The organism is Nocardioides sp. NPDC059952, from assembly GCF_042730435.1.
Lineage (GTDB): Bacteria > Actinomycetota > Actinomycetes > Propionibacteriales > Nocardioidaceae > Nocardioides.
In genome coordinates, this window is the sequence record NZ_JBHWLY010000092.1 from 1 (window position 1) to 23,163 (window position 23,163).

The 23,163-nt window shown below is 69.9% G+C and carries 21 protein-coding genes; 15 read left to right on the top strand and 6 right to left on the bottom strand.

Annotated elements, in window-relative coordinates:
• Positions 1-672: GTP pyrophosphokinase family protein (locus ACFV9G_RS26900; RefSeq protein ID WP_378731864.1), on the bottom strand; the 672-nt coding region annotated here is incomplete at its 3' end.
• 235 nt (positions 673-907) lie between these two features.
• Between ACFV9G_RS26900 and ACFV9G_RS26905 the strand changes: the two genes are divergently transcribed.
• The 9 genes from ACFV9G_RS26905 to ACFV9G_RS26945 all read left to right on the top strand — a co-directional run bounded on the left by ACFV9G_RS26905 (position 908) and on the right by ACFV9G_RS26945 (position 12,422).
• Complete coding sequence (locus tag ACFV9G_RS26905; protein ID WP_378731866.1) at positions 908-2,563, top strand: enoyl-CoA hydratase-related protein; 1,656 nt, start codon at positions 908-910, stop codon at positions 2,561-2,563.
• 73 nt (positions 2,564-2,636) lie between these two features.
• Positions 2,637-3,800 (top strand): phosphotransferase family protein, encoded by a 1,164-nt coding sequence (locus tag ACFV9G_RS26910; RefSeq protein ID WP_378731868.1) that lies wholly within the window; start codon positions 2,637-2,639, stop codon positions 3,798-3,800.
• On the top strand, positions 3,797-4,951 hold the full coding sequence (locus ACFV9G_RS26915) for a hypothetical protein (RefSeq protein ID WP_378731870.1): 1,155 nt from the start codon (positions 3,797-3,799) through the stop codon (positions 4,949-4,951). The genes ACFV9G_RS26910 and ACFV9G_RS26915 overlap by 4 nt, the downstream gene beginning before the upstream one ends.
• 10 nt (positions 4,952-4,961) lie before the next feature.
• Positions 4,962-6,401, top strand: a complete 1,440-nt coding sequence (locus ACFV9G_RS26920; protein ID WP_378731872.1) for an aldehyde dehydrogenase — start codon at positions 4,962-4,964, stop codon at positions 6,399-6,401.
• Between the two features lie 110 nt (positions 6,402-6,511).
• Complete coding sequence (locus ACFV9G_RS26925; RefSeq protein WP_378731874.1) at positions 6,512-7,573, top strand: ABC transporter substrate-binding protein; 1,062 nt, start codon at positions 6,512-6,514, stop codon at positions 7,571-7,573.
• Positions 7,573-8,424, top strand: coding sequence for an ABC transporter permease (locus ACFV9G_RS26930; RefSeq protein ID WP_378731876.1), 852 nt, complete (start codon positions 7,573-7,575; stop codon positions 8,422-8,424). Before ACFV9G_RS26925 ends, ACFV9G_RS26930 begins: the two co-directional genes overlap by 1 nt.
• A complete protein-coding gene (locus ACFV9G_RS26935; protein ID WP_378731878.1) occupies positions 8,397-9,158 on the top strand; it encodes an ABC transporter ATP-binding protein in 762 nt (253 codons plus the stop codon). The genes ACFV9G_RS26930 and ACFV9G_RS26935 overlap by 28 nt, the downstream gene beginning before the upstream one ends.
• Positions 9,158-10,501 carry an LLM class flavin-dependent oxidoreductase gene (locus ACFV9G_RS26940; RefSeq protein ID WP_378731880.1) on the top strand — a complete coding sequence of 448 codons (1,344 nt, stop codon included), beginning with the start codon at positions 9,158-9,160 and terminating at the stop codon, positions 10,499-10,501. The genes ACFV9G_RS26935 and ACFV9G_RS26940 overlap by 1 nt, the downstream gene beginning before the upstream one ends.
• A gap of 649 nt (positions 10,502-11,150) precedes the next feature.
• The gene (locus tag ACFV9G_RS26945) at positions 11,151-12,422 is read left to right on the top strand and encodes a DUF222 domain-containing protein (RefSeq protein WP_378731882.1); all 1,272 of its coding nucleotides are present in this window, start codon (positions 11,151-11,153) and stop codon (positions 12,420-12,422) included.
• Between the two features lie 805 nt (positions 12,423-13,227).
• Here ACFV9G_RS26945 and ACFV9G_RS26950 read toward each other — a convergent pair.
• Positions 13,228-14,316 (bottom strand): LCP family protein, encoded by a 1,089-nt coding sequence (locus ACFV9G_RS26950; protein WP_378731885.1) that lies wholly within the window; start codon positions 14,314-14,316, stop codon positions 13,228-13,230.
• Positions 14,317-14,565: 249 nt separating this feature from the next.
• Here ACFV9G_RS26950 and ACFV9G_RS26955 point away from each other — a divergent pair, with 249 nt between their 5' ends.
• Together ACFV9G_RS26955 and ACFV9G_RS26960 are read left to right on the top strand one after the other, a co-directional pair.
• On the top strand, positions 14,566-15,318 hold the full coding sequence (locus ACFV9G_RS26955; protein ID WP_378731887.1) for a sensor histidine kinase: 753 nt from the start codon (positions 14,566-14,568) through the stop codon (positions 15,316-15,318).
• Positions 15,302-15,979 (top strand): LuxR C-terminal-related transcriptional regulator, encoded by a 678-nt coding sequence (locus ACFV9G_RS26960; RefSeq protein ID WP_378731889.1) that lies wholly within the window; start codon positions 15,302-15,304, stop codon positions 15,977-15,979. Before ACFV9G_RS26955 ends, ACFV9G_RS26960 begins: the two co-directional genes overlap by 17 nt.
• Before the next feature lie 32 nt (positions 15,980-16,011).
• Here the strand turns inward: ACFV9G_RS26960 and ACFV9G_RS26965 are convergent, their stop codons facing one another.
• From ACFV9G_RS26965 to ACFV9G_RS26980, 4 genes are read right to left on the bottom strand one after another with little or no spacing between them, the layout of a single operon-like run.
• Positions 16,012-16,671 carry a DapH/DapD/GlmU-related protein gene (locus ACFV9G_RS26965; protein WP_378731891.1) on the bottom strand — a complete coding sequence of 220 codons (660 nt, stop codon included), beginning with the start codon at positions 16,669-16,671 and terminating at the stop codon, positions 16,012-16,014.
• A 59-nt stretch (positions 16,672-16,730) separates the two neighbouring features.
• Positions 16,731-17,762: a hypothetical protein gene (locus ACFV9G_RS26970; protein ID WP_378731893.1), complete on the bottom strand. Its 1,032-nt coding sequence runs from the start codon at positions 17,760-17,762 to the stop codon at positions 16,731-16,733.
• Complete coding sequence (locus ACFV9G_RS26975; RefSeq protein WP_378731895.1) at positions 17,759-19,000, bottom strand: MFS transporter; 1,242 nt, start codon at positions 18,998-19,000, stop codon at positions 17,759-17,761. The genes ACFV9G_RS26970 and ACFV9G_RS26975 overlap by 4 nt, the downstream gene beginning before the upstream one ends.
• Before the next feature lie 4 nt (positions 19,001-19,004).
• Entirely contained in the window at positions 19,005-19,676 is a 672-nt protein-coding gene (locus ACFV9G_RS26980) for a hypothetical protein (RefSeq protein WP_378731897.1), read from the bottom strand.
• Between the two features lie 164 nt (positions 19,677-19,840).
• On the opposite strand from ACFV9G_RS26980, the gene ACFV9G_RS26985 reads away from it, so the two are divergent.
• Genes ACFV9G_RS26985 through ACFV9G_RS27000 form a run of 4 tightly spaced genes read left to right on the top strand, consistent with a single transcriptional unit; the run spans position 19,841 to position 22,997 of the window.
• The gene (locus tag ACFV9G_RS26985; protein WP_378731899.1) at positions 19,841-21,415 is read left to right on the top strand and encodes a class I adenylate-forming enzyme family protein; all 1,575 of its coding nucleotides are present in this window, start codon (positions 19,841-19,843) and stop codon (positions 21,413-21,415) included.
• A gap of 8 nt (positions 21,416-21,423) precedes the next feature.
• A complete protein-coding gene (locus ACFV9G_RS26990) occupies positions 21,424-22,167 on the top strand; it encodes a hypothetical protein (protein ID WP_378731901.1) in 744 nt (247 codons plus the stop codon).
• A gap of 1 nt (position 22,168) precedes the next feature.
• Positions 22,169-22,603, top strand: a complete 435-nt coding sequence (locus tag ACFV9G_RS26995) for a holo-ACP synthase (RefSeq protein WP_378731903.1) — start codon at positions 22,169-22,171, stop codon at positions 22,601-22,603.
• Entirely contained in the window at positions 22,596-22,997 is a 402-nt protein-coding gene (locus ACFV9G_RS27000) for a VOC family protein (protein ID WP_378731905.1), read from the top strand. The genes ACFV9G_RS26995 and ACFV9G_RS27000 overlap by 8 nt, the downstream gene beginning before the upstream one ends.
• Positions 22,998-23,163: the final 166 nt, after the last annotated feature.

Genomic DNA, 23,163 nt, shown 5'->3' on the forward strand with positions numbered 1-23,163 from the left:
GCCGTGCACCTCGCTGCGGAGCCGGGCCATGGTGGCGTCGAGGTCGGCCGCGGTGCGGGCCGCGGCGCCGAGCTCATCGCGCAGGGTGCTGGGGACGGTGCCGTCGTACTTGTAGTAGATCGAGTGCTCGACGCTGGCCCAGAAGTCCATCGCGATCGTGCGGATCTGCAGCTCGACCGGCACGTCCACCACCCGGTCGGAGAGGTAGACCGGCACCTTGATGATCAGGTGGAGGCTGCGGTAGCCGTTGGCCTTCGGGTCGGCGATGTAGTCCTCGACCTCGACCACGTCGACGTCGGACTGGCCGCCCAGCATCTCCATGATCCAGTAGACGTCGGAGACGAACGGGCAGACCACCCGGATCCCGGCGATGTCGCGGATCTGCTGCTCGAGCGCCGTCAGGGTGGGCAGGCAGCCGATCTTGCGCGCCTTGGCGAGCAGGCTGTCGGCCGACTTGAGCCGGGTGCGTACGTGCTCGATCGGGCTGTGGTCGTGGGTGTGCTCGAACTCCTCGCGCAGGATCGCGATCTTGGTCGAGACCTCGTCCATCGCGAACTTGTAGCGCATCCGGAACTGGTCCAGCTCGCGCGCCGTCTCACGGGTCATGTCGTCGGCGCTCGCCTCGACGAGATCGACCAACCCGTTGAGCGGGTTGTCGTCGACTGTGGTCATCGTCCCCCCTTGTGACGTGACCATCTTTGCAGGCGGCGACAAGACGACGGTGTGGTGCCCGGCACGTGGAGCGGGGCGAGCGGCCCGGATACCACCAGGTCTTCTGTCCCTTTCCTGGACACCGGCGTGCGGCTCGTCGCGGGCGCCCGATACAGTGACACCCCTCGGGGGATAAATACCCCTCGGGGGATAAGAGTCTGTTCGGGCTGCCTACGAGTAAGGACACTTCCCCCACATGCGCATTCTGCTGCTCGTCTCCGCGTTCAACGGCCTGACCCAGCGGGTCTGGTGCGATCTCACCGAGGGTGGCCACGACGTCGGCGTCGTGCTGGCGCCCGTCCATGACGACTCGTCGCTGGTGGCGGCCGTCGAGGCGATCGAGCCCGAGCTGATCCTGTGTCCGTTCCTCAAGCACCGGGTGCCGGAGGCGGTCTGGGGTCGCTACCCGACCGTCGTGATCCACCCGGGACCGGTGGGCGACCGGGGCCCGTCCTCGCTCGACCACGCCACCCTCGACGGGCGTGAGCGCTGGGGCGTCACGGCCCTGTCCGCCGTCGAGGAGATGGACGCCGGCCCGGTCTGGGCGACCGAGACGTTCGCGATGTCCGAGGTGCCGATCGCGAAGAGCGCGCTCTACAACGGCCCGGTGGCCGACGCGGCGATGGACTGCGTCGCGGAGGTGCTCCGGATGGTCGAGGCGGGGGAGACTCCCAGGCCCGCCGAGGAGTGGGCCGCCGAGGTCGAGGGCACCGGCGAGCTGCCGCTGCTGCGCCGGACGGCCTTCGAGATCGACTGGTCCGCGCCGGCCACGGAGATCGCCCGGCGGATCGCGGCGGCCGACGGCGCCCCGGGTGCGCCGGCGACCATCGAGGGACAGACGTACTGTCTCTTCGACGCCGCCGCGACTCCTGAGAGCCATGGTGACATGCAGCCCGGCACCGTGGTCGGGGTCGACACCGACGCGGTCGCGATCGCCACCGGCGACGGCACCCTGTGGGTCGGCTACGCCGCCACACTCGAGAAGAAGCGCGGCCCCAAGCTCCCGGCCGCCTGGGTGCTCGACACCCGGCACGCGCCCTACCGGAGGATGCCGGACGAGCTGGCCGAGACGACCTACGAGCGCGACGGCGACGTCGGCTACCTGACCCTCCGCTCCTACAGCGGTGCGATGCACACCCAGCAGTGCCGCCGGATGACCGATGCCGTCCGCAAGGCGCTCGTCGAGGACACCACGGTCCTGGTCGTACGCGGCACCGAGCACGCCTTCTCCAACGGCATCCACCTCGGCGTCATCGAGGCGGCCCAGGACCCGGCGGCCGAGGCCTGGGACAACATCCGGGCCATCGACGAGCTCTGCGTGGCGCTCGCCGAGGCCGAGCAGCTGACCATCGCGGCGTTCACCGCCAATGCCGGTGCCGGCGGCGTGATGGCCGGCCTCTGTGCCGACATCACGGTCGCGCGCGCCGGCGTCGTGCTGAACCCTTACTACGACATGGGCATCTTCGGCTCCGAGCTGCACACCTGGGGCCTGCCGAGCCGGGTCGGCGCCGAGAAGGCCGACGAGCTGCTCGGCGCGAAGCTGCCGATCTCGGCGGCCGAGGCCGCGCGGATCGGCATGGTCAGCGACCTCGGTCCGCGCGACGCGGCCGAGTTCGACTGCTGGCTGCGCGACCTCGCTCAGGGCATCGCCGAGCCCGAGGCGTACGTCCCGGCCCTGGCGGCCCGCGAGGCACGCCGCGCCGGCGCGATGCCGATGTCCTACTACCAGAGCATCGAGCTGGCCGAGATGGCTCGCGACATCTTCGACGACCGCTTCGGGTTCGCCGCGAAGCGGAAGGCGTTCGTCACGAAGGCGGCGCCGACCGAGACGCCGGCCAAGATCCTGTTCTGACTGTTGACAAACTAGAACGTGTTCCACCAATCTGAGGCGTGTGATCTGACTCACACGCCTCTAGGAGGAGCACGTGACCCAGGCGCCCCCGCCGCCCGAGATGACCTTCCAGAAGTCGGGCCGCGACCCCGCGGCGATCGGCGCCAGGCTCGAGCAGTGGCTGACCACTGCGCTCCCGCCCGGCGCCGATCCCGAGGTCGCCATCCTCGGCGGCATCGACGCCAACGGGCTCTCCAGCGAGACCGTCCTGCTCGATGTCACCTCGACCGTCGACGAGGACCGGCAGACCAAGGCGTACGTCCTCCGGGTGGCGCCCCGCCCCGAGGACGTCCCGGTCTTCGCGACCTATGACCTGCAGGCGCAGTACGACGCGATGCGCCTGGCCGGCTCGCTGTCGCCCGTCCCGGTGCCGGAGGTCGGCCTCGCCGAGATGAGCGGCTCGGTCCTGGGGACCCCGTTCTTCCTGATGGAGCGGGTCGACGGGGTCGTCCCGCCCGACGTCATGCCCTACAACTTCGGCGACAGCTGGCTCTTCGACGCCTCGCCCTCGGACCGGGCGGCGCTCCAGCAGCGCTCGGTCGAGGTGCTCGCCGGGCTCCACTCGATCCCCGACGCCGCGTCGCGGTTCGAGTTCCTCGATCCGGGTCTCGCTGGGCATTCCGGCGAGACGCTGATCGCCCGCAACCTGGCCAAGACCCGAGCCTGGTACGCCTTCGCCTCCACCGCCGAGGAGTGGGGCGCTCGCTCGCCGCTGGTCGAGCGCGGCCTGGCCTGGCTCGAGGCCAACCTTCCCGACACTGATCTCTCCGAAGATGGCGGCGAGCCGGTCCTGTGCTGGGGTGACGCGCGGATCGGCAACATCATCTACCGCGACTTCGCGCCGGTGGCGGTCCTCGACTGGGAGATGGTCAGTCTCGGGCCCCGTGAGATGGACGTGACCTGGATGATCTTCGCCCACCGCATCTTCGAGGACCTGGCCGCCATGCTGGAGCTGCCGGGGATGCCGGATTTCCTCACCGCGTCCGAGGTGCGGGAGGCGTACGCCGCGGCGACCGGTGTCGAGCTCGGCGACTTGACCTGGCATGAGGTCCATGCGGCGGTCATGTGGGGGATCATCTACCTGCGCATCGCGGCCCGGCAGATCCACTTCGGTGAGATCGAGGCGCCCGAGGACCCGGAGTCGACGCTCTATCACCGGGCGATGTTCGAGGCGATGCTGGGCGAGGTCGGTGCATGAGCGGGCTCGAGTCGCACGGGGAGTATGTCGGCGTCGGGCCGCTCGACGAGTACCCGATCCATCAGCTCCCGCGCCCGGTGGCCTGGGCGGGCAGCAGCGACCGCAACTTCTATGACCGCTGCTACCTCAACGCCCACGACCGCACCGGAGACCTCTTCCTCATCACCGGGATGGGGTTCTACCCCAACCTCGGCACCAAGGACGCGTACGTCCTGCTCCGCCGTGGCGACGAGCAGACCGCCGTGCACCTGGGCGACGGCGCAGACCCGCGGGGCGGTGACCGGATGGAGCAGCGGGTCGGGGCGTACCGGATCGAGGTCACCGAGCCGCTGCGGAAGCTCCGGCTGGTGATGGAGGAGACCCACGGGATCGCGCTGGATCTGCGCTGGGAGGGGTCGTTCGAGGTGGTCCAGGAGCAGCCGCACGTGATGCGTCAGGGGGCTGCCACCGTGCTCGACGCGCAGCGGTTCGCGCAGGTCGGGACCTGGGAGGGGGTGATCGAGGTCGACGGCGAGAGGATCGCCGTCGACCACGATCGCTGGGTCGGCACCCGGGACCGGTCCTGGGGGATCCGCCCCTCCGGCGAGGGGCTGCCGCCGGGCAAACCCGCCGATCCGGAGTTCGAGGGGATGTGGTGGCTCTACGTCCCGCTGCGGTTCGACGACTTCGCCGTCGTCCTGATCATCCAGGAGACCCCCGACGGACATCGGGTCCTCAACGACTGCACCCGGGTCTTCGCCGATGGCCGGGTCGAGCAGCTCGGCTGGCCGCACGTCCGGATCCACTACCGGGACGGGACGCGGCTCCCTGAGGGCGCGACGATCACGTGCACGACCCCGGACGGGAAGCAGCTCGTGCTCGAGGTCACCTCGCTGCTGGGTGCGCCGATCCATGTCGGCGGCGGCTACGGCGGCGACTCCGACTGGGCGCACGGGGTCTGGAAGGGCGCCGGGTTCACCGAGCGGCTGACCTACGACATGACGTCGGTGGAGGTCACCGGCCGGGTCCCGTTCGGGGTGATCGACCATGTCGGCCGCGCGGTCGCGCACGGTCCCGGGGCCGATGGGGTCGAGGGCTGGGGCCTCTTCGAGCACGGGATCCTCGGCCGTCACGACCCCTCCGGCTTCACCGACTGGCTCGACCGGATCTGAGGAACAGACCATGACCTACGACCACGACGCACTCTTCATCGGCGGCGCCTGGGCCAAGCCCGCGACCGACGCGACGATCGAGGTGATCTCGCCGCACAGCGAGGAGGTGGTGGCGCGGGTCCCCGAGGGCTCGGTGGAGGACATCGACGCCGCTGTCGCCGCGGCGCGCACGGCTTTCGACGAGGGCCCTTGGCCTCGGATGTCGCCGGAGGAACGGATCGAGATCGTCCAGGCGCTCTCGGGCCTCTATGCCGGCAGGCTCGGCGAGATGGCCGAGGTGATCACGGCCGAGATGGGCTCGACGATCTCGTTCAGCAACCTCGCCCAGGCGCCTGCGCCGTGGATGCAGATCGAGGCCTTCCTCGGCATCGCGCGCGAGTTCCCGTGGGAGTCGCGGCGGACCGGCGTGCTCGGCTCGGACGTCGTCGTACGCCACGAGCCGGTCGGCGTCGTCGCCGCGATCGCGCCGTGGAACGTCCCTCAGTTCACCGTGCTGTCCAAGCTCATCCCCGCGCTGCTGGCCGGCTGCACGATCGTGATCAAGCCCGCTCCGGAGACCCCGCTCGACGGCAACCTCCTCGCCGAGATGCTGATCGAGGCCGGGGTGCCCGAGGGCGTGGTCAGCATCGTCGCCGCGGGGCGCGAGGTCGGCGAGCACCTGGTCACGCACCCCGGCGTCGACAAGGTCGCGTTCACCGGGTCGACCGCGGCCGGCCGGCGGATCGGCGCGCTGTGCGGCGAACGGCTCAAGCGGGTCTCGCTCGAGCTCGGCGGCAAGTCGGCCGCGATCGTCCTCGACGACGCGGACCTCGCCGCCACGCTGGAGGGCCTCAAGTTCACCGCGTTGATGAACTCCGGTCAGGCCTGCGTCGCCCAGACCCGCGTGCTCGTCCCTGTCGGTCGCCATGACGAGATCGCCGGCGCGCTGGCGGAGACGGTCGCGGCGATGAAGGTCGGCGACCCGTCCGACCCGGCGAGCGAGGTCGGGCCGATGGTGGCCCGTCGCCAGCAGGAGCGGGTCGAGAAGTACATCGCCCTCGGTCAGGAGGAGGGTGCCCGCCTGCTCACCGGCGGCACCGGTCGTCCGGCCGGTCTCGACACGGGCTGGTACGTACGCCCGACCGTCTTCGCCGGCGTCGACAACCGGATGCGGATCGCCCAGGAGGAGATCTTCGGCCCGGTCCTCTCGGTGATCCCCTACGGCTCGGTCGAGGAGGCCGTACGCATCGCCAACGACTCCGACTACGGGCTGGCCGGGACGGTGTGGACCGCCGATCAGGAGGCTGGGCTCGATGTCGCCCGCCGGGTGCGGGCCGGGACGTACGGGGTGAACACCTACACGATGGACTTCGCGGCGCCCTTCGGTGGCTTCAAGGCCTCCGGGATCGGGCGGGAGTTCGGGGCGGAGGGCCTGGCTCAGTACACGGAGCTGAAGTCGGTCTACCTCTGATCCTGGCTGCGTCTCGTTCTCCGGAGGCACGTCTCAGGATCCGAGCAACGCTTTTATAGCTAATCTCTACTGACTTACTCTGGTTTGGACGGACCAACCAGAGGAGAGCCATGATCCGCCCCACCCCACCGCGCCTGACCGCCATCGCCGCCGTTCTCACCACCCTGCTCCTGGGGCTGACGGCCTGCGGCGGCGCCGATGCGTCCAGTGCCTCCAAGCTCGCCGCCGACGCGGCGCTCCCCGACCAGGTCCCGGAGGGGACCGTCCTGCGCCTCGGGCTGCCGCCGATCGAGGTGGCGCTGAAGACGTCCGGTCTGATCGACGAGGTCAAGGGCTATGAGATCGAGTGGGCCAACATCTCCGGTGGTCCGAAGAGCATCGAGGCGTTCCGGGCCGATGCGCTGGACGCGAGCTACGTCGCCGACATCCCGCCGCTGTTCGCGACCTGGACCGACACACCGGTCAAGATCGTCGCGGTCACGGAGAACCCGGACCCGCTCGACAACCCGATCTACGAGCTCGGGATCGCGCCGAAGTCGAAGGTCGAGACGCTCGCCGACCTCGAGGGCAAGAAGATCGCCTACTCGCCCGGCCAGGCCCAGGGGGCGCTGGTCCTCAAGACGCTCGAGTCCGCGGGGCTGACCCAGAAGGACGTCGAGCTGATCGAGATCCAGAGCGTCGACGACACCTTCTCCAACGCGCTGGCCTCCAACCAGGTCGACGTCGCGCCGCTCGGTGGACCGCAGCTGACCTCCTACCTGGCCAAGTACGGCCGTGACGGTGCCACCTCCATCCGGACCGGCATCCGCGACGACGCGACCCTGATCTACGGGCCGGAGGAGACCTTCGAGGACGCCGCCAAGGCGGCTGCGTTCAAGGACTTCCTCGCGCTGTGGGTCAAGTCGGAGAAGTGGGTCGACGAGCACCCGGACGAGTGGATCCAGGCCTACTACGTCGACCACGAGGGCCTGACCTTCGAGGACGGCAAGAAGGTCTTCGAGTCGTCGGGGCAGAGGATCATCCCGGAGAACTGGGACGGGTTCATCGAGCGTCAGCAGGAGACCGCCGACATCCTCTCGAAGGAGCAGAACCATCCTGAGCTGGACGTCAATGACCTCTACGACCGCCGCTACGAGAAGGTCATCGCCGAGGCGTTGAAGGGCGGTCAGTGATGGCCACCACGGCAGTCGAGGCGCCGATCGTCGGTGTCGTCTCGGAGAAGGCCACCGACAAGCGGGTCGTACGCCGTCGCCTCGGCCCCGGGCCGCGGGTCCCCGGCACGCTGTGGATCGGACCGATCCTGCTCCTGGGTCTGTGGTTCCTGGCCTCGGCGACGGGGGTGCTGGACCCGCGTACGCTGTCCGAGCCGTGGGTGGTGGTCGAGACCGCGCAGCGGCTGATCGCCGACGGACGGCTCCCCGAGGCGCTCGCGACCTCGGCCTATCGGGCATCGCTCGGGCTGGTGATCGGGGTCGGCGTCGGGCTGGTGCTGGCGCTGGTCTCCGGGCTCAGCCGGGTCGGTGAGGCGCTGATCGACGGTCCGGTGCAGGTCAAGCGGGCCATCCCGAGCCTGGCGCTGATGCCGCTGCTGATCCTGTGGCTGGGGATCGGGGAGCCGATGAAGGTGATCACGATCGCCCTCGGCGTACTCATCCCGATCTACATCCACACCCACAACGGGCTGCGTGGCATCGACAGCCGCTACGCGGAGCTGGCCGAGACCGTCGGCCTGGGGCGCGGCGCGTTCGTCCGGCATGTCGTGCTGCCGGGCGCGACCCCGGGTTTCCTGCTCGGGCTGCGGTTCGCGGTGCTCAACGCGCTGCTGTCGCTCGTGGTCGTCGAGCAGGTCAACGCGACCAGCGGCATCGGCCACATGATCACCCTCGCGTCCAGCTACGGCCAGACCGAGATCATCGTCGTCGGCCTGGTCGTCTACGCCCTGCTGGGCCTGGTCGCCGACGGCATCGTCCGCTTCACCGAGAGGAAGGCACTGGCATGGCGACGCACGCTGGAGAGTCACTGACCGGATCCGTAGGGCCCGCCGTACGTGTCGAGGGGCTGCACCGCAGCTTCTCCGAGGCCGGCGGGGTGCTCAACGGGCTCGACCTCACCATCGAGGCCGGTGAGTTCGTGGCGCTGATCGGGCGTTCGGGATCCGGGAAGTCCACGCTGCTACGGGCCCTGGCCGGCCTCGACCGCTCCGTTGCGGGCTCCGGTGTCGTGGATGTGCCCGAGCGGGTCTCGGTGGTCTTCCAGGACTCCCGGCTGCTGCCGTGGCGGCGGGTGTTGGACAACGTGATCCTGGGGCTTTCGGGTCCCGATGCCCGGGGTCGCGGTCTGGAGGCGCTCTCCGAGGTCGGGCTCGAGGGCCGCGACAGGGCCTGGCCGCACGAGCTCTCCGGTGGTGAGCAGCAACGCGCGGCGCTGGCGCGGTCGCTGGTTCGCGACCCGCAGCTGCTCCTCGCCGACGAGCCGTTCGGCGCCCTGGACGCGCTGACCCGGATCAAGATGCACAAGCTGCTCCAGAAGCTGTACGCCGCCCACAACCCCGCCATCCTGCTGGTCACCCACGACGTCGACGAGGCGATCACGCTCGCCGACCGGGTGATCGTGCTGGTCGACGGCGTGGTCGGCTCCGACATCCGGATCGACCTGGGCTCGAAGCGGAGTCCCGGCGACCCGCGGTTCGCCTCGCTGCGGGCCCAGCTGCTGACCGAGCTCGGCGTGGTCGAATCGGTCGAGGAGGAGGTGGCCTGATGAGCGCTCGCCAGCTCCACCTCAACCTGTTCCTGCTCGACACCGGTCACCACGAGGCGTCCTGGCGGCTGCCCGGGTCGGACCCGCACGCGAACCTCTCGCTCGCGGCACACCAGCATCTGGCCCGGGTGGCCGAGGAGGCCAAGTTCGACTCGCTGTTCCTGGCCGACTCGCCGGCCATGTTCGGCGAGCCCGGTCGACGGCCGTCGGGGCGTCTCGAGCCCACGGTGCTGCTGACCGCGCTGGCGGTCTCGACGCAGCACATCGGCCTGATCGCGACCGCCTCGACGTCGTACAACGAGCCCTTCAACCTCGCCCGGCGGCTGGCCTCGGTGGACCACATCTCCCGCGGGCGAGCGGGGTGGAACATCGTCACCACCGCCGGGGACGCGGCGGCACGCAACTTCGGGCTGGAGGGGCAGCCGCTGCACAAGACCCGCTACGAACGGGCCACGGAGTTCCTCGACGTCGCCACGAAGCTGTGGGACAGCTGGGCCGACGACGCGATCTTGGCCGACAAGGACGCCGGCGTGCACGCGGTCGGCGACCGGATCCGGCCGATCTCCCACGTCGGGGCCCACTTCTCGGTAGAGGGTCCGCTCAACCTGGCGCGGTCGCCGCAGGGCTATCCGCTGCTCGTCCAGGCGGGCTCCTCGGACGACGGCAAGGAGTTCGCGGCGCGCTGGGCCGAGGCGATCTTCACCGCCCAGCCGACGCTCGCGGAGAGCCAGGCGTTCTACGCCGACATCAAGCGGCGGGTCGTCGCGGCCGGGCGCAACCCGGACCATGTGCTGGTGCTGCCCGGGATCGTCCCGGTCCTGGGTGACACCGAGGCCGAGGCGCGTGAGCTCGAGGCCGAGCTAGACCGGCTGATCGCCCCGGAGTACGCGGTGGCTCAGCTCGCCCAGCTCCTGCAGGTGGATCCCTCGCGGCTCCAGCTCGACGAGCAGCTGCCGGCCGACATCGCGACCGAGGACGAGATCGAGGGTGCCAAGAGCCGCTACACGCTCATCGTCGACTGGGCTCGGCGCGACCGGCTGACTGTGCGCGAGCTGATCGGGCGCCTCGGCGGCGGGCGCGGGCACCGGACCTTCACCGGCACCGCCGTCCAGGTCGCCGACACCATCCAGCACTACTTCGAGAATGGCGCCGCCGACGGGTTCAACATCATGCCCGCCGTGCTGCCTTCTGGTCTCGAGGCGTTCGCGTCGTCCGTCGTGCCGATCCTGCAGGAGCGCGGGCTCTTCCGTACGGAGTACTCCGGGGTCACTCTCCGGGATCACTACGGGCTGCCGCGTCCGGCGAACCGGTTCGATCTCGGGGTTGCGGAGGTTGCCTCCTAGTCGTGTCGACTCGGCGTGACTCTCTGGTGTGGTTGCGTCGGGTCGACCGGTTTCTTTGGACGGTTGTGCTTGTGGTCGAGCTTTGTCGAGACCACCTGCTCCGTGACCGTTTCTTCGTGGCCGGTGCGAGCCGCCGGCCTGGTCGTGGGGGTCTTCTCGACGAACCCTGGAATCGAGACGGCCTGCGGGCGCCGGGTTCGCCGGCCGCGTTCGGGGGTCTGTGTCGTGGACCGGTGGTGCCCGGTGGTCGAGCTTGTCGAGACCATCTGTCCCGTGACCGTTCTTCGGGGCTGGTGTGGGCCGCCGACCCGTTCTTTGAGGGTCTTTTCGACGGGCCCCGGAGTCAAGGACGGCCTGCGGCCGCCGGCTTCGCCGGCCGCTTCGCGGTCCTGGACACCGGGGCCCGTCGAGAAAAACTTGGCTGGCTATCGGGGCGGCGGCCCGGGTGTGGCGCAGCGGAATCGTTACTGGGACAGGTGGTGTTGATGGGGTGTGGGAGGTGGCCCTTCGGGCCACTTACCATCCACAGGGACGACGCCGTTCGCTCACCGCGAAAATGGCGGTTGATCAGGGAAAATAGATAGTAAAGAGAGCGGTTGAGGCGTAGAATCAGACCCATCACAACACACCTCTGAAGGAAGGGCTGGCGATGAGTCTCGGGCGCGACATCGACCACTGGGGAACCAACCCCGGTGACGCGATCGACGCTGCCCTGCAGGCCATCGAGACCGCCCTTCAAGAGTTGTTGTCCACCGATCCTGCGTACTGGCGCACGAGCCAGAAGAAGGACCTGCTGGAACGGCTGGAGAAACTCCAAGCGATGCAGGCCGCACTGAAGCTGCGAGTCCTCGCCGCTGCGGGCGATATCGCGGAGGAGACCGGTGCGAAGGATGTCTCGGGGTGGCTGCGGACCGAGCTGTTGGTCGATAAAGGGGTGGCCCGTTCCCAGATCAAACTCGCTGCTGGGGTCGCGAAGTACGACCTGGTGGCTGCCGGTCTGGCGGAGGGTGTGGTGTCCCAGGACAAGGCGAGGGTGATCACGAAGGCGCTTGATGCCGTCGAGGCCGACCCCGCCGCCAGTGGTGAACACCTGGTGTCGGCCGAGAAGATGCTGGTCGACTACGCCGCCTGGATGACCGCCAACGAGCTCAAGAACGCCGGCCGCCGCATCCTCGCCGAGATCGACCCCGCCCGGTTCGAAGCCGCCGAAGCCAAAGCCCTGCAGAGGGAGGAAGAGCACGCCGCCCGGCGCACCTTCTACACCGCCCGCGACAACGGCGACGGCACCATCGACCTCCACGCGAGAGTCTCTCGTGCCGTCGGGATGAGACTGCGCACCATCCTCGACTCGTTGGCGCAGCCCCGAAAGCTGTCCGCGGAGAACAAGGGCCGCAAAGCCCCCTATGACCGACTCCTGGGCCAGGCCTTCGCCCGGGTGATCGAGACCTACGACGTCGACCTGTTGCCGCGCCACGGCGGTCACGGGACCACGGTGTTCGTCACGATGAGCGTGGACGACCTCCGCAAGGACCTCGGCACCGCCGCGCTCGGGTTCGACGGGGACCAGATCACCGCCGCCGAAGCCCGCCGGATGGCCTGCAACGCCGACCTCGTCCCGGTGGTGTTGGGCACCGACTCCGAGATCCTCGACCTGGGCAGGACGGCCCGCCTCGCGCACCCGATCCAACACCGAGCCCTCCGACTCCGCGACAAGGGCTGCCAAGCCGAAGACTGCGACGCCCCCGCCGCCTGGACCGAGGCCCACCACCTGACACCGTGGTCCGAAGGCGGCCAAACCAACCTCGCCAACATGGTGCTCTTGTGTCCCAGCGACCATCACCGGATCCACGACGCCGACTACACCTATGAGCGGCTGCCGGATGGTCGGATCCGGTTCGCTCGGCGCACCCGAACCGGCTGATCGGGGCGGGTGGCGCTGCCGCGCCTTCTCCTTCCGAATCCGTCACGCGGCGATCGCTGGGCTGTGTTCCCGTGCCGCGTCGGGTTGTGCCGTTCACCCGGGTGGTCTACCCGTGACCCGCGGTCTGTGGGTCTTGTGGTCGGGGTTGATCGGGCTCGTGCTGGTGCCGCCTGCCGGTGCTGCAGTGTGTCGGCATTGCCTGCAGGTGTCGCGGTGGGTCGTCACGGCCTGCCGGTGCTGTGGCGCCGGTGCGCGGCGTGCCGCTGACGGCTGGTGATCCGTCTCGGTCCTGCGCCGGCGGCCCCGTTTGGGGCCGCGTAGGCAGCAGCGGGTTGAGGCATCGTCGGCTCCCGCACCAGGGTCATCGCGACCCGGCCGGCGACCCGGCTTGTGAAGCCGCCACAAGGTGTCAACGTCTTGTGAAAGCACCGCACACACCTCTAGCCGCCCGGACCCCTCGACCCTGGATCCCAAGCCCGTGCCCAACCCAAGGGACTCTGCGCCAAACCCCGCCGCCGACCCGATAACCAGCCAAAATTCTCGATGGGTCCCGGTGTCCAGGACCGCGAAGCGGCCGGCGAAGCCGGCGGCCGCAGGCCGTCCTTGACTCCGGGAACCGTCGAGAACACCCTCCGTAACGGGTCGGCGGCCACCAGCCCAACGAGACACCCCAACCCCGAAGACCCGCCTCTGGCCAACCCGACTTACCGACTCAGCCCCGAAACCAGCCAGCCAAGAATCTCGCCCGACTCCGAGAACCGCCGAGAACGCTCCAGGAAGCGTCAACGGTCGCCAACCACGAGAATCAGCGGACCACGTCAGGGGTCAGCAGATCCTGGTTGTCCTTCGTCCAATCGCCCATTCGATCCTCGCGGACTGCGCGCCACAGGTCGCGGTCGCGGGAGGGGTCCAGGCGTACGACTGACTGGTCTCCGACCATGCCGGTGCCGTCGGTGGGGACGGTGAGGTAGCTGATGTCGCCGGAGCGCAGGTTGCGGAGGGAGGCGGCGAGCTTGGCCATCTGAGTGGTGGACCAGTCGTCGTCGACGGAGGCGTGCTTCGAGAAGAGGGTGAGGAGGTCGAGGACCTGCTCGGGGTGCTTGCGCAGCTCCTGATGGAGCGTCTGCTGGAGGAGCGTGCGGAGGAAGGCCTGCTGACGGGCGACACGGTCGAGGTCGCCGTCTCGGAGGCCGTAGCGCTGGCGTACGTAGAGGAGAGCCTGATCGCCGTCGAGATGGTGGCGGCCGGCCTCCCAGCGGATCCCGTGGGCAGGGTCGTCGACGGTCTCCGGGATGTAGATGTCGATGCCACCGATGGCGTCGGTGAGGGCCTTGATACCGTCCCAGTCGATGACGGCGAGGTGGTCGATGCGTACGTCGGTCATCGTCTCGACGGTCTCTACCGTGAGGCTGGGGCCGCCGAAGGAGTAGGCCCAGTTGACCTTGCCCTTGCCGTGGCCGGGGATGTCGACCCAGGAGTCACGGGGGATCGAGACCACCGAGGCGGAGCGGCGGTCGCCGTCGAGATGGACGAGCAGCATCGTGTCCGACCGTGCCTGACCCGGCTCCCAGCCAGGAGCCTCGGCGCCGGTGGTCGGTGCGTCGGAGCGGGTGTCGGTGCCGAGTACGAGGATGTTCACCGCGTCGGCGGCCGACCCGGAGGTGGGCTTGGCCGGCCGGTCGGTGAGCCCGGAAAAGGTGTCCGGCAGCCGTTGGAGGTTTCCCTCCACCTTCGCCTGGAGCCACAGGATCCCGGTGAGGGCCGCGGCGCAGAGCAGGAGCAGGCAGATCAGCAGCCCGATCAGGGGCTTACGGGCGCGACGCCATCCGCGCGCGGTGCTCTCGCCCGCAGGGTCCGACTGCGGCGGCACGGGCGGGTGATCGAGGATGGCCACCCGAGTATGTGACCCGGCACGTCCAGTTTCTGGGGCCCAGATGCTCGCCATTCCTCAATTTCAGGCACCACTCGGTAACGGCAGGTAACCAAAAATAGGTAGGCAATGGGACGGGCCGCCGTGTTCAGTAGGCTCCCTTTGCTGTAGAGCGCTGTTCGTGTCGGACCTCGGGGTCCGTGCATGTTTCATGCAGCTGAATGCGTCATGGGGAGGGCGCGGTTTGAGGATGACCAGGGGAGAGCTGTGTCCATGTCAAGAGTCGGTGCGGACGAACGTGCCCGACTGCACGAGGCTGCCTCGACGCTGGCCGGGATCCGGGCGGCGACGACGCTGCTGAACTCGCCCGTCGCGATCGGCGAGGAGCGGCGGTCCGCGATGGCTGCGATGGTCGAGAGCGAGCTGCAGCGGCTCGAGCGGATGGTCCAGCGGCAGCAGGACGCCGCGAGGCCGCAGGTGCCGGGCCCGCGGGCCGGCGAGATGCGGCCCGACCAGATGCGGGCCGACGTTGCTGAGGTGATCGATCTCGATGCCGTCGTCGGCTCCATGGTCCTCGCGCACGAGGCGAAGGGCACCGAGGTCGGATGGCGGCCCAGCCGGATGCTGGCGCTGGGCGACTCCGACCAGCTGACCGAGGCGCTCAACGTGCTTCTCGACAACGCCGCGGTCCACGGGAGCGGGCCGGTTCGGATCGAGGTGCGCGCGGCCGGGCCGGGGGACACCTCGGTCGAGATCGCCGTGACGGACGACGGCCCAGGGGTCGCTCCAGAGCTCCGCCGGCGGATCTTCGCCTGGGGCGTCAGCCGTCCAGGTTCCTCCGGTCAGGGCATCGGCCTCCATGCCGCGCGGGACCTGATGGAACGCCAGGGTGGCTACCTCGAGCTGCTCGAGGCGAACGAGCGCACCACCTTCGTCCTCGGCATCCCGATGCTCGGCTGCGCGGTCGAAGAAGCCGATCAGCACGACACCCCGGCCCGGGGAGGTCGCCGTGGCGTCGCCGCGTAAGCGGGTGAAGGTCGTCATCGTCGAGGACCACACCCTGTTCGCCGAGTCGCTCGAGCTCGCCCTCACCTTCGAGGGCTACGACGCCCGCCGTATCGACCTGCCCGAGGAGCCGCCCTCGGAGGCCAAGCTCACCTCGCTGATCATGCGGTCCCAGCCACGCATCGTCCTGCTCGACCTCGACCTCGGTCAGCACGGTTCGGGCGTACGCCTCATCGCCCCGCTTGCCCGGGCGGGGGCCGACGTCGTCGTGGTGACGGGCTCGACCGACCAGACCCGCTGGGGACACGCCCTGCACGTCGGGGCCCGCGCGGTTCTGTCCAAGTCGGTGCCGCTGGGCGAGATCCTGGGCACCGTACGCAGGCTCAACTACGGGCTCAGCGTGCTCGACGTCGACGAGCGTGAGCGCCTGATCCGGGCGTGGGTGGGACAGGAGCAGGGCGTCTTCGAGATCCGCCGCCGGCTCGCCCAGCTCTCCCCGCGGGAGTCGCAGGTGCTCGAGCACCTGATGGACGGCTTCACGGTCGGCGAGATCGCCAAGCTTCGCGTCGTGTCCGAGGCGACGGTGCGCACCCAGGTGAAGTCGATCCTCGCCAAGCTCGGCGTCTCCTCGCAGATCGCGGCGGTCAGCATCGCCCACAAGGCCGAGTGGCGGGCCGCCTGACCTTCGGTCGAGCGGATCGGCGGACCGGATCGTCAGAGCGCGATCAGGCCGTCGTCCTCGTTCGTGCCGCGCAGGCCGTAGAGGGTGCCGGTCTTCGGGCAGCGCCAGGCATCTCCCTGGGCGACCAGCGGCGCGCCTGCGTGCCCGACCCACCCCATCCGCTGCGCCGGGACCCCGACGACCAGCGCGTGGTCGGGTACGTCGCGGGTGACCACGGCCCCCGCCGCGACCATCGCCCAGGCGCCGATGGTGACCGGCGCGATGCAGACAGCTCGGGCGCCGATGCTGGCACCGGTGCGTACGGTCACACCGACCGCCTCCCAGTCCTCGCCGTCCTTGAGGGTGCCGTCCGGGTTGACGGCGCGGGGGAGGTAGTCGTTGGTGAACACCACCGCCGGTCCTACGAAGGCGCCGTCCTCCAGGACGGCGGGCTCGTAGACCAGGGCATGGTTCTGGATCTTGCAGCGATCGCCCATCACGACCCCGGGGCCGACGTACGCCCCACGGCCGATGATGCACTCGCTGCCGATCCGGGCGTGCTCGCGGACCTGGGCCAGGTGCCAGACGAGGGTCCCGGCGCCGATCACGGCACGGTCGTCGACGTCCGCGCTGGGCTCGATCCTGGGCTCGATCCCGGGCTCGATCCCGGGCTCGATCCTGGGCGCGGCGGCGTGAGTCTCCTCAACGGTCATCCCTTCAGCAAACCGGGACGCGGCGGGGAGTGGGGAAGAGCCGGGATGGAGTACCCGATTCAGCGTAGAACCGCGGGCGAGGCCGCCTCCGGGATGAGCACACGAGGGATCGCGGAGGCCGAGGTGTCGAGCGCCCAGACGTCGTCGACCGGCTCCCCCTCGCGCTCCAGGCCATAGAGGACGGTGTCGTCGTCGAGCCACTCGATCTGGTCGTCGACGCTGTGGGTCTCACCGGCGAGCACGGTCCGCTTCCCGGTGGCGAGGTCGAGGACCGCGGGCGTCCACCGGGTGCCGTCCTTGTCGGCCTCCTTGAACGCGATCCGGGTGCCGTCGGGGGAGAGCGACGGGCACTCGACGTGGTCGGCGATGGTCGTGAGCGAGCGTTCGGTGAGGTCGCCGCGGGCCAGGTAGGTCCGCCCGCCCGTGGCGACGGTCGCGTAGAAGGTGCGGTCGTCGTCGGCGAAGGTGATGCCCCAGACGTTGCGGTCGACCGGGGAGACCTTGCGGCCGTCGACGATCAGGCTGAACTTCTCCAGGTCGCCGTAGCTCGCTCCGCCGATCCGGCGGATGAGGGTGCGCGTCGAGAATCCGCTGACCATGTAGGAGTCGCCGTTGACGAACACCGTCGAGGAGACCAGCTGCCCGTCCGGCGAGATCCGGGTGCGGCTGGGCAGCCCGGGCAGGTCGGCCCCGTCGACCTCCTGCCATGCCTTCCCCCCGGTCGAGGTCGCCAGGTCGGTCGCCCGGTAGCGGCTCACCACGCCCCGCTCGGTCGCCAGGCAGGAGACCGACCGTGCCTGCGCGTAGACCCGGTCGCAGCTCAGGTCGGTGAGCGCGCGGGCGCCGCCGGGGTCGGCCAGCGCCACGGCGCCGACGTGGCCGTAGTCGGCGTCGCGGCCGGTGTGCCGGAAGAGGATCCTCGGCCCCTTCTCGATCTGCGCGAGGGAGGTGGTCGTCGCCTCGGTCGCACGGGACGTACGCCGGTCGTTCTCCGCGATCGCGGAGAGGGCGTACGCCGTCACGCCGGCCGTGACCAGCACGACGATCGCCCCGAAGATCGCGGTGCGCCGCTTGGCCCAGAACGTAGTCATCGCACCGCCCTGCGCATCACGGCGAGCCCGGCCGGGATCGCGGCGAGCAGCACCGCGCAGACGGCGAGCATCGCGACCCGGGGGCCGACGGCGTACCAGAGCAGGCCGAAGCCGGTCGCCGCGACGAGCCGGGCCAGCGCGACCGCGGTCTGGGCGGTGGCGATGCCGCTGGCGCGTACGGTCTCCGGGACCAGCTGCCCGGCGACCGCGGCGAGGGTGCCGTCGGTCGCGGCGTAGAAGACGCCGAGGAGGAGCACCGCGGCGCACGTCGTCCAGAGCGCGCCGGACCCGGTCGCGGCGCAGAGGTAGGCGGCCGCGAGCGGAAGGTGGCCGAGCACGAGGACCCTGACGCGCCCGACCCGGTCCGCGAGCCTGCCCATCGGTACGGCCAGGGCGAGGTAGGCGAGGTTGGTCCCGACGTAGAGGACCGGGAACCACTGGGCCGCGAAGCCGCCGGTCTCCAACAGCGCCAGGTAGACGAACCCGTCACCGATGGTGAGCAGGGCGAGCACGCCGGACACACCGGTCACCCGCGCGAGCCCCGGCGTGAGCACCGTGCGCCAGCGCACCTTGGGGCGCGGCTCGCCGCGGCGAGGAGCGGTCCGGCGGACGGCGCCGGTGCGGAACGGCACGAAGCACGCCATCGTCGCCACCCCGAGCACCGCGAAGCCGAGCGAGACGACCAGCACGGTGTCGTAGCCGTCGGCGATCCGCCACAGGATCACGAACGCCAGCAGTGGCCCGAGCGTGGCCCCGATCGTGTCCAGCGCCCGGTGGACGCCGAAGCTGCGGCCGAGGTGAGCCGGGTCGCTGGAGGCGGCGATCATCGCGTCGCGCGGCGCGGTGCGTACGCCCTTGCCGACCCGGTCCAGCGAGATCGCCGCCGAGATCGTCCCGAAGCCGCCGGCGAAGATCAGCCCGAGCCGCGCGACCGCGCTCATCGCGTAGCCCGCCAGCGCCACCGGCTGCGGTCGGTCGGTGCGGTCGGCCGCCCACCCCGCCGCGATCCGCACCAGCGAGGAGACGCCCTGATAGAGCCCGTCGATGAGCCCGTACGCCACCGGCGAGAGCCCGACGACAGCGGTCAGGTAGAGCGGCAGGATCGCCGAGACCGACTCCGAGGAGATGTCGGTCAGCAGGCTGACGATGCCGAGGGTGACAACGGTCCGGGAGACCCGCCCGCCGGCCTGCCGCGGCTCGGCACTCGTGGTGGGACGGTCGCTGAGAGACAGATACACCGGCTCAGGACTTCGTATGGAGGACGGAGTAGAGGCTGAAGTCGACGTTGCGGCGCCCGGTATGGGTGATCGTGACGCTCACGGTCTCGTCGCCGCGCTTCAGCGATATCGCGGGCGTGTTCTCGACCGACGTCGCTGCGATCTCCTTGAAGCCGTGCTGCGCGAGCCGGGTCCGGTAGTGACGCAGTACGTCGCAAGGTCGCCGGCAGGTCGCGGTCAGCGCCACCTGGAGCGCGCCCTTGGTGGGCGAGACGCTGGAGACGCCGACCGTGGTCCGTGACGGCGGTGCGAGTGCCGTCGGGTAGCCGGCCACCAGGGCGCTCTTGCGGACCGCCTGCTTGGGCAGCGGCTCCGAGATCAGCGCCGCCGTCTTCGTACGTGGCTTCTCGGTGAGGCCGGGCAGGCCCGATTCACCCGACTCGCTCGGTGTCGAGGCCGCCTCCGGCAGCACCTCGGTCGCGGGTTCGGGATCCGACTGCGACTTCCGGCCGGAAGACGTCCCGGCGCTCGAGTCGGAGCTCGGGTCGGCTCCCGGCGAGCCGGACTGGGACGACGAGGTCGAGCCGTTGCCGTCGGTGCCGGAGGAGGAGTCGGCGAAGCGTCCTGGCATCCAGAAGATCGCGACGCCGACGAGCACGCCGAGCAGCACGAGCATGAGGAGGCGCTTGAGGTTCACGAGACCAGTCGACGCGTAGCGGAGTCGAGTTCGGACCGATGGGTGGGTCGCGTACTCAATTTCAGGCAGCCTGCCGAGCGGCCACCCGCCGGTCGAGGTGAGGCGTGCGACGTTGCCGTAGCCGGGAACGGTCCCGGCCGAAGCATCCCGGGGGACGGGCCACGTTGAACACTGCCGACTTTCTTCTCGAGCACGCGCCCGAGGAATCGATCGCGCTCGCCGAAGCCGGTCGCGAGTACACCTTTCAAGAGCTGCGAGCCAGCGTGTCCGTGCTCATGGGACGGCTCTCCCAGCTCGGACTGACTCCGGGTACGCCGGTCGGGATCTTGGCGCCCAACGGGCTCTTCTGGGCCTCGGCCTATCTCGCCGCGCTCCGGATGGGGCTGGTCGTGGTGCCGTTGGCCGTCACGCTGCCGACCGAGGAGGTGGTGGCCCGGGTGCGCTGGGTCGGCGCCGACGCGCTCCTGGTGGGGCGCGCCCAGGCCGGGGCGCTGAGGCTGAGCCTGCCCCGGAGCCTCCCGGTCGTGGTGGAACGGAAGGAGCGGCTGGTCCCGAAGCAGCGATCGACGTCGGTCGAGCAGTCCGGCGGTGTCGAGGTCGACCCGGACCAGGATGCCCTCTACATGTTCACCTCCGGCACCACCGGCGACCCGCGCGCGGTGCGGATCACCCACCGCAACATCCAGGCGAACACGACCTCGATCCTCGGCTACCTCGAGATCACGTCCGAGGATCGGATGCTGGTCGTGCTGCCGTTCACCTACGTCTTCGGGCTCTCGCTCCTGCACACCCATCTGCGCGCCGGTGCCGCGCTCGTCATCCAGCCGACGTTCGTCTTCCCGCAGGCGGTGGTCGACCGGATGACCTCCGCGCGCTGCACGGGCTTCGCCGGGGTGCCGTCGACCTTCGGGACGCTGCTGCGCAACAGCACCTTCGGCAGCACGGCAGTACCGACGCTGCGGACGATCCAGCAGGCCGGTGGCCGGCTGGCCCCGGCGCTGGTGGAGCAGATGGCGCGCGCGCAGCCGCAGGCCCGGGTCTTCGTGATGTACGGCGCGACCGAGGCCACCGCTCGGCTCTCCTATCTCCCGCCGGAGGAGCTCTCCCGGAGGCCCGGGTCGATCGGCCGGGGCCTCCCGGGCGTGGACCTGCGGGTCCTCGATCGCGACGGGGTGCACGTCGCCCCCGGCGAGGTCGGCGAGATCTGGGCCAGCGGCGCGAACATCTCGCCCGGCTACCTCGACGACCCCGAGGCGACGGCACGCAAGATGCCGGGCGGGATGCTGCGTACGGGGGATCTGGCGAAGGTCGACGAGGACGGCTACATCTACGTGGTCGACCGGGTCGAGGACTTCATCAAGTCGCGGGAGCACCGGATCGCGAGCCAGGACATCGAGTCCGTGGCGCTCGACCTGCCCGACATCGTCGCGGCGGCTGCGGTTGGGCTGCCGGATGACGCCGCAGGCGAGCGGCTCGAGCTGGTGGTGGTGCGTCGGCGCGGATCCGGACTGCGGGTCGCCGACGTGATCGCGCACTGTCGCGAGCAGCTCTCGAAGCACATGGTTCCCGAGGTGGTCCGCATCGTCGACGCGCTGCCGTTCAACGCGAGCGGCAAGGTGATCAAGCAGGACGTACGCGCCATGTGCCTGAGGTTGGCCGAGGGACTGTCCGGTGCAGGGGACTGCATCGCCGGCGCCGGTATCGATGACGACAGTGGCGGTGGCGTCAAAGTGAGCTGAGTCCAATGATGAACGAGTCGATCGCGATCGCGTGGCCCACCGACGACGAGCTGCGGGCGGTGGGCGAGACCAAGGTGCTCTTCGGGCACCAGTCGGTGGGCGCCGACATCCTCGACGGGGTAGCCAGGGTGTACCTCGGTGCCTCGGTGCCCGCACCGGTCATCGCAGACGTCTCTTCCGGCGAGGACGCCTCGGACGGGACGCTCCTGCATGCCTGTCTCGGGGTCAACGGGGAGCCGCTCAGCAAGTTCGCGGCGTTCGCGGAGCTGCTGGACACCCCTGTGGCCGAAGGGGTCGACGTGGCGCTGATGAAGCTCTGTTATGTCGACGTCACCGCCTCCACCGACGTCCACGCCGTCTTCGACGCCTACCTGTCGATGATGGCCGACCTGGAGGCGGCGCATCCTGACGTACGTTTTCTCTACACGACCGTGCCGCTGACCGCGGACCGCGGGTGGAAGTCCAAGATCAGGGCGCTCCTGGGTGGTGACGACCGGATGGGGCCGGCCGACAACGTCGCCCGCGAGCGCTACAACACGATGGTCAGGGAGAAGTACGCAGCCTCCGGACGTCTCGTGGACATCGCCGCGGTCGAGTCCGCCGGTACGGATGAGCGCAGCCAGGACGGCCACACCTACTACGTGCTCAACCAGAGCCTGACCCTCGACCGCGGTCACCTCAACGAGGCCGGCTCGGAGGCGGTCGCCGCCGAGCTGCTGAAGACGGTCGCGACCTACAGTCCGGTCGCCTGAGATGCTGACGAAGAGCGACGGGTCCGTGATGAGCCTGCAGGGGGTCGGGATCGACATCGCCGACATCAGGCGCTTCGCGAGGCTCCTGGGGACGCGTGGATCCGGAGGCGCGGTGCGATGGTTCACCGACGCCGAGATCGCCCAGTGCATGGCCGCGGCGGCCCCCGCCACGGCCTTCGCGATGAGGTACGCCGCCAAGGAGGCTGTCTGGAAGGCGCTCGGTCCCGGCGAGTGGTCCGGGCCGCTGCCATGGCGCGGGATCACCGTGCTCGAGGAGGCACCCGGGTCTCTTTCGGTCAGCCTCGAAGGACCCGCGGCCGACCTCGCGGCGCTGGCCGGAGTCACGGTGGTGCGCGTCACCACCGTTCCCGGGCCTTGGATGGCCATCGCCACCGCGGTCGCCGAAGGCGCCGCGAGGCGAGGTGACGATGCCTGACCTTCGGCTCGACCACATCGGCATCCAGGTCCGCGACCTGCTCCGGACCGCCGAGGCCTTCGAGCGGCTCTTCGGCTATCGCCGCGTCACCGACCCGGTCGTCAGCACCCGCCACGGCGTCCGCGGGGTCTTCCTGGAGAAGGCCGGCTCTCTCCCGCTCAAGCTGATCACTCCGGTGACTCCGGGGCCGCATGCGTACGGGCTCCATCATCTGGCCTTCATGGCCCCTGATCTCGAGTCGACTCTTGTCGAGCTCGGGGTCGCCGGGGCTCACACGCTCAGTCCGCCTCAGCCGGGGGAGATGTTCGACGACGAGCTCGTTGCTTTCGTGCGGGCTGCTGGGATCAATGTGGAGCTTGTGGCTTCTGATCGGTGGCGGGGGCGGATCTCCTGATGCTTGGTGGTCGAGCTTGTCGGGACCTCCCGTCGCGGAACGGTTCTTCGGGGCTGGTCTGGGCCGCCGACCCGTTCTTTGAGGGTCTTCTCGACGGACCCCGGAGTAAAGGACGGCCTGCGGCCGCCGGCTTCGCCGGCCGCTATCGCGGTCCTTGACACCGGCG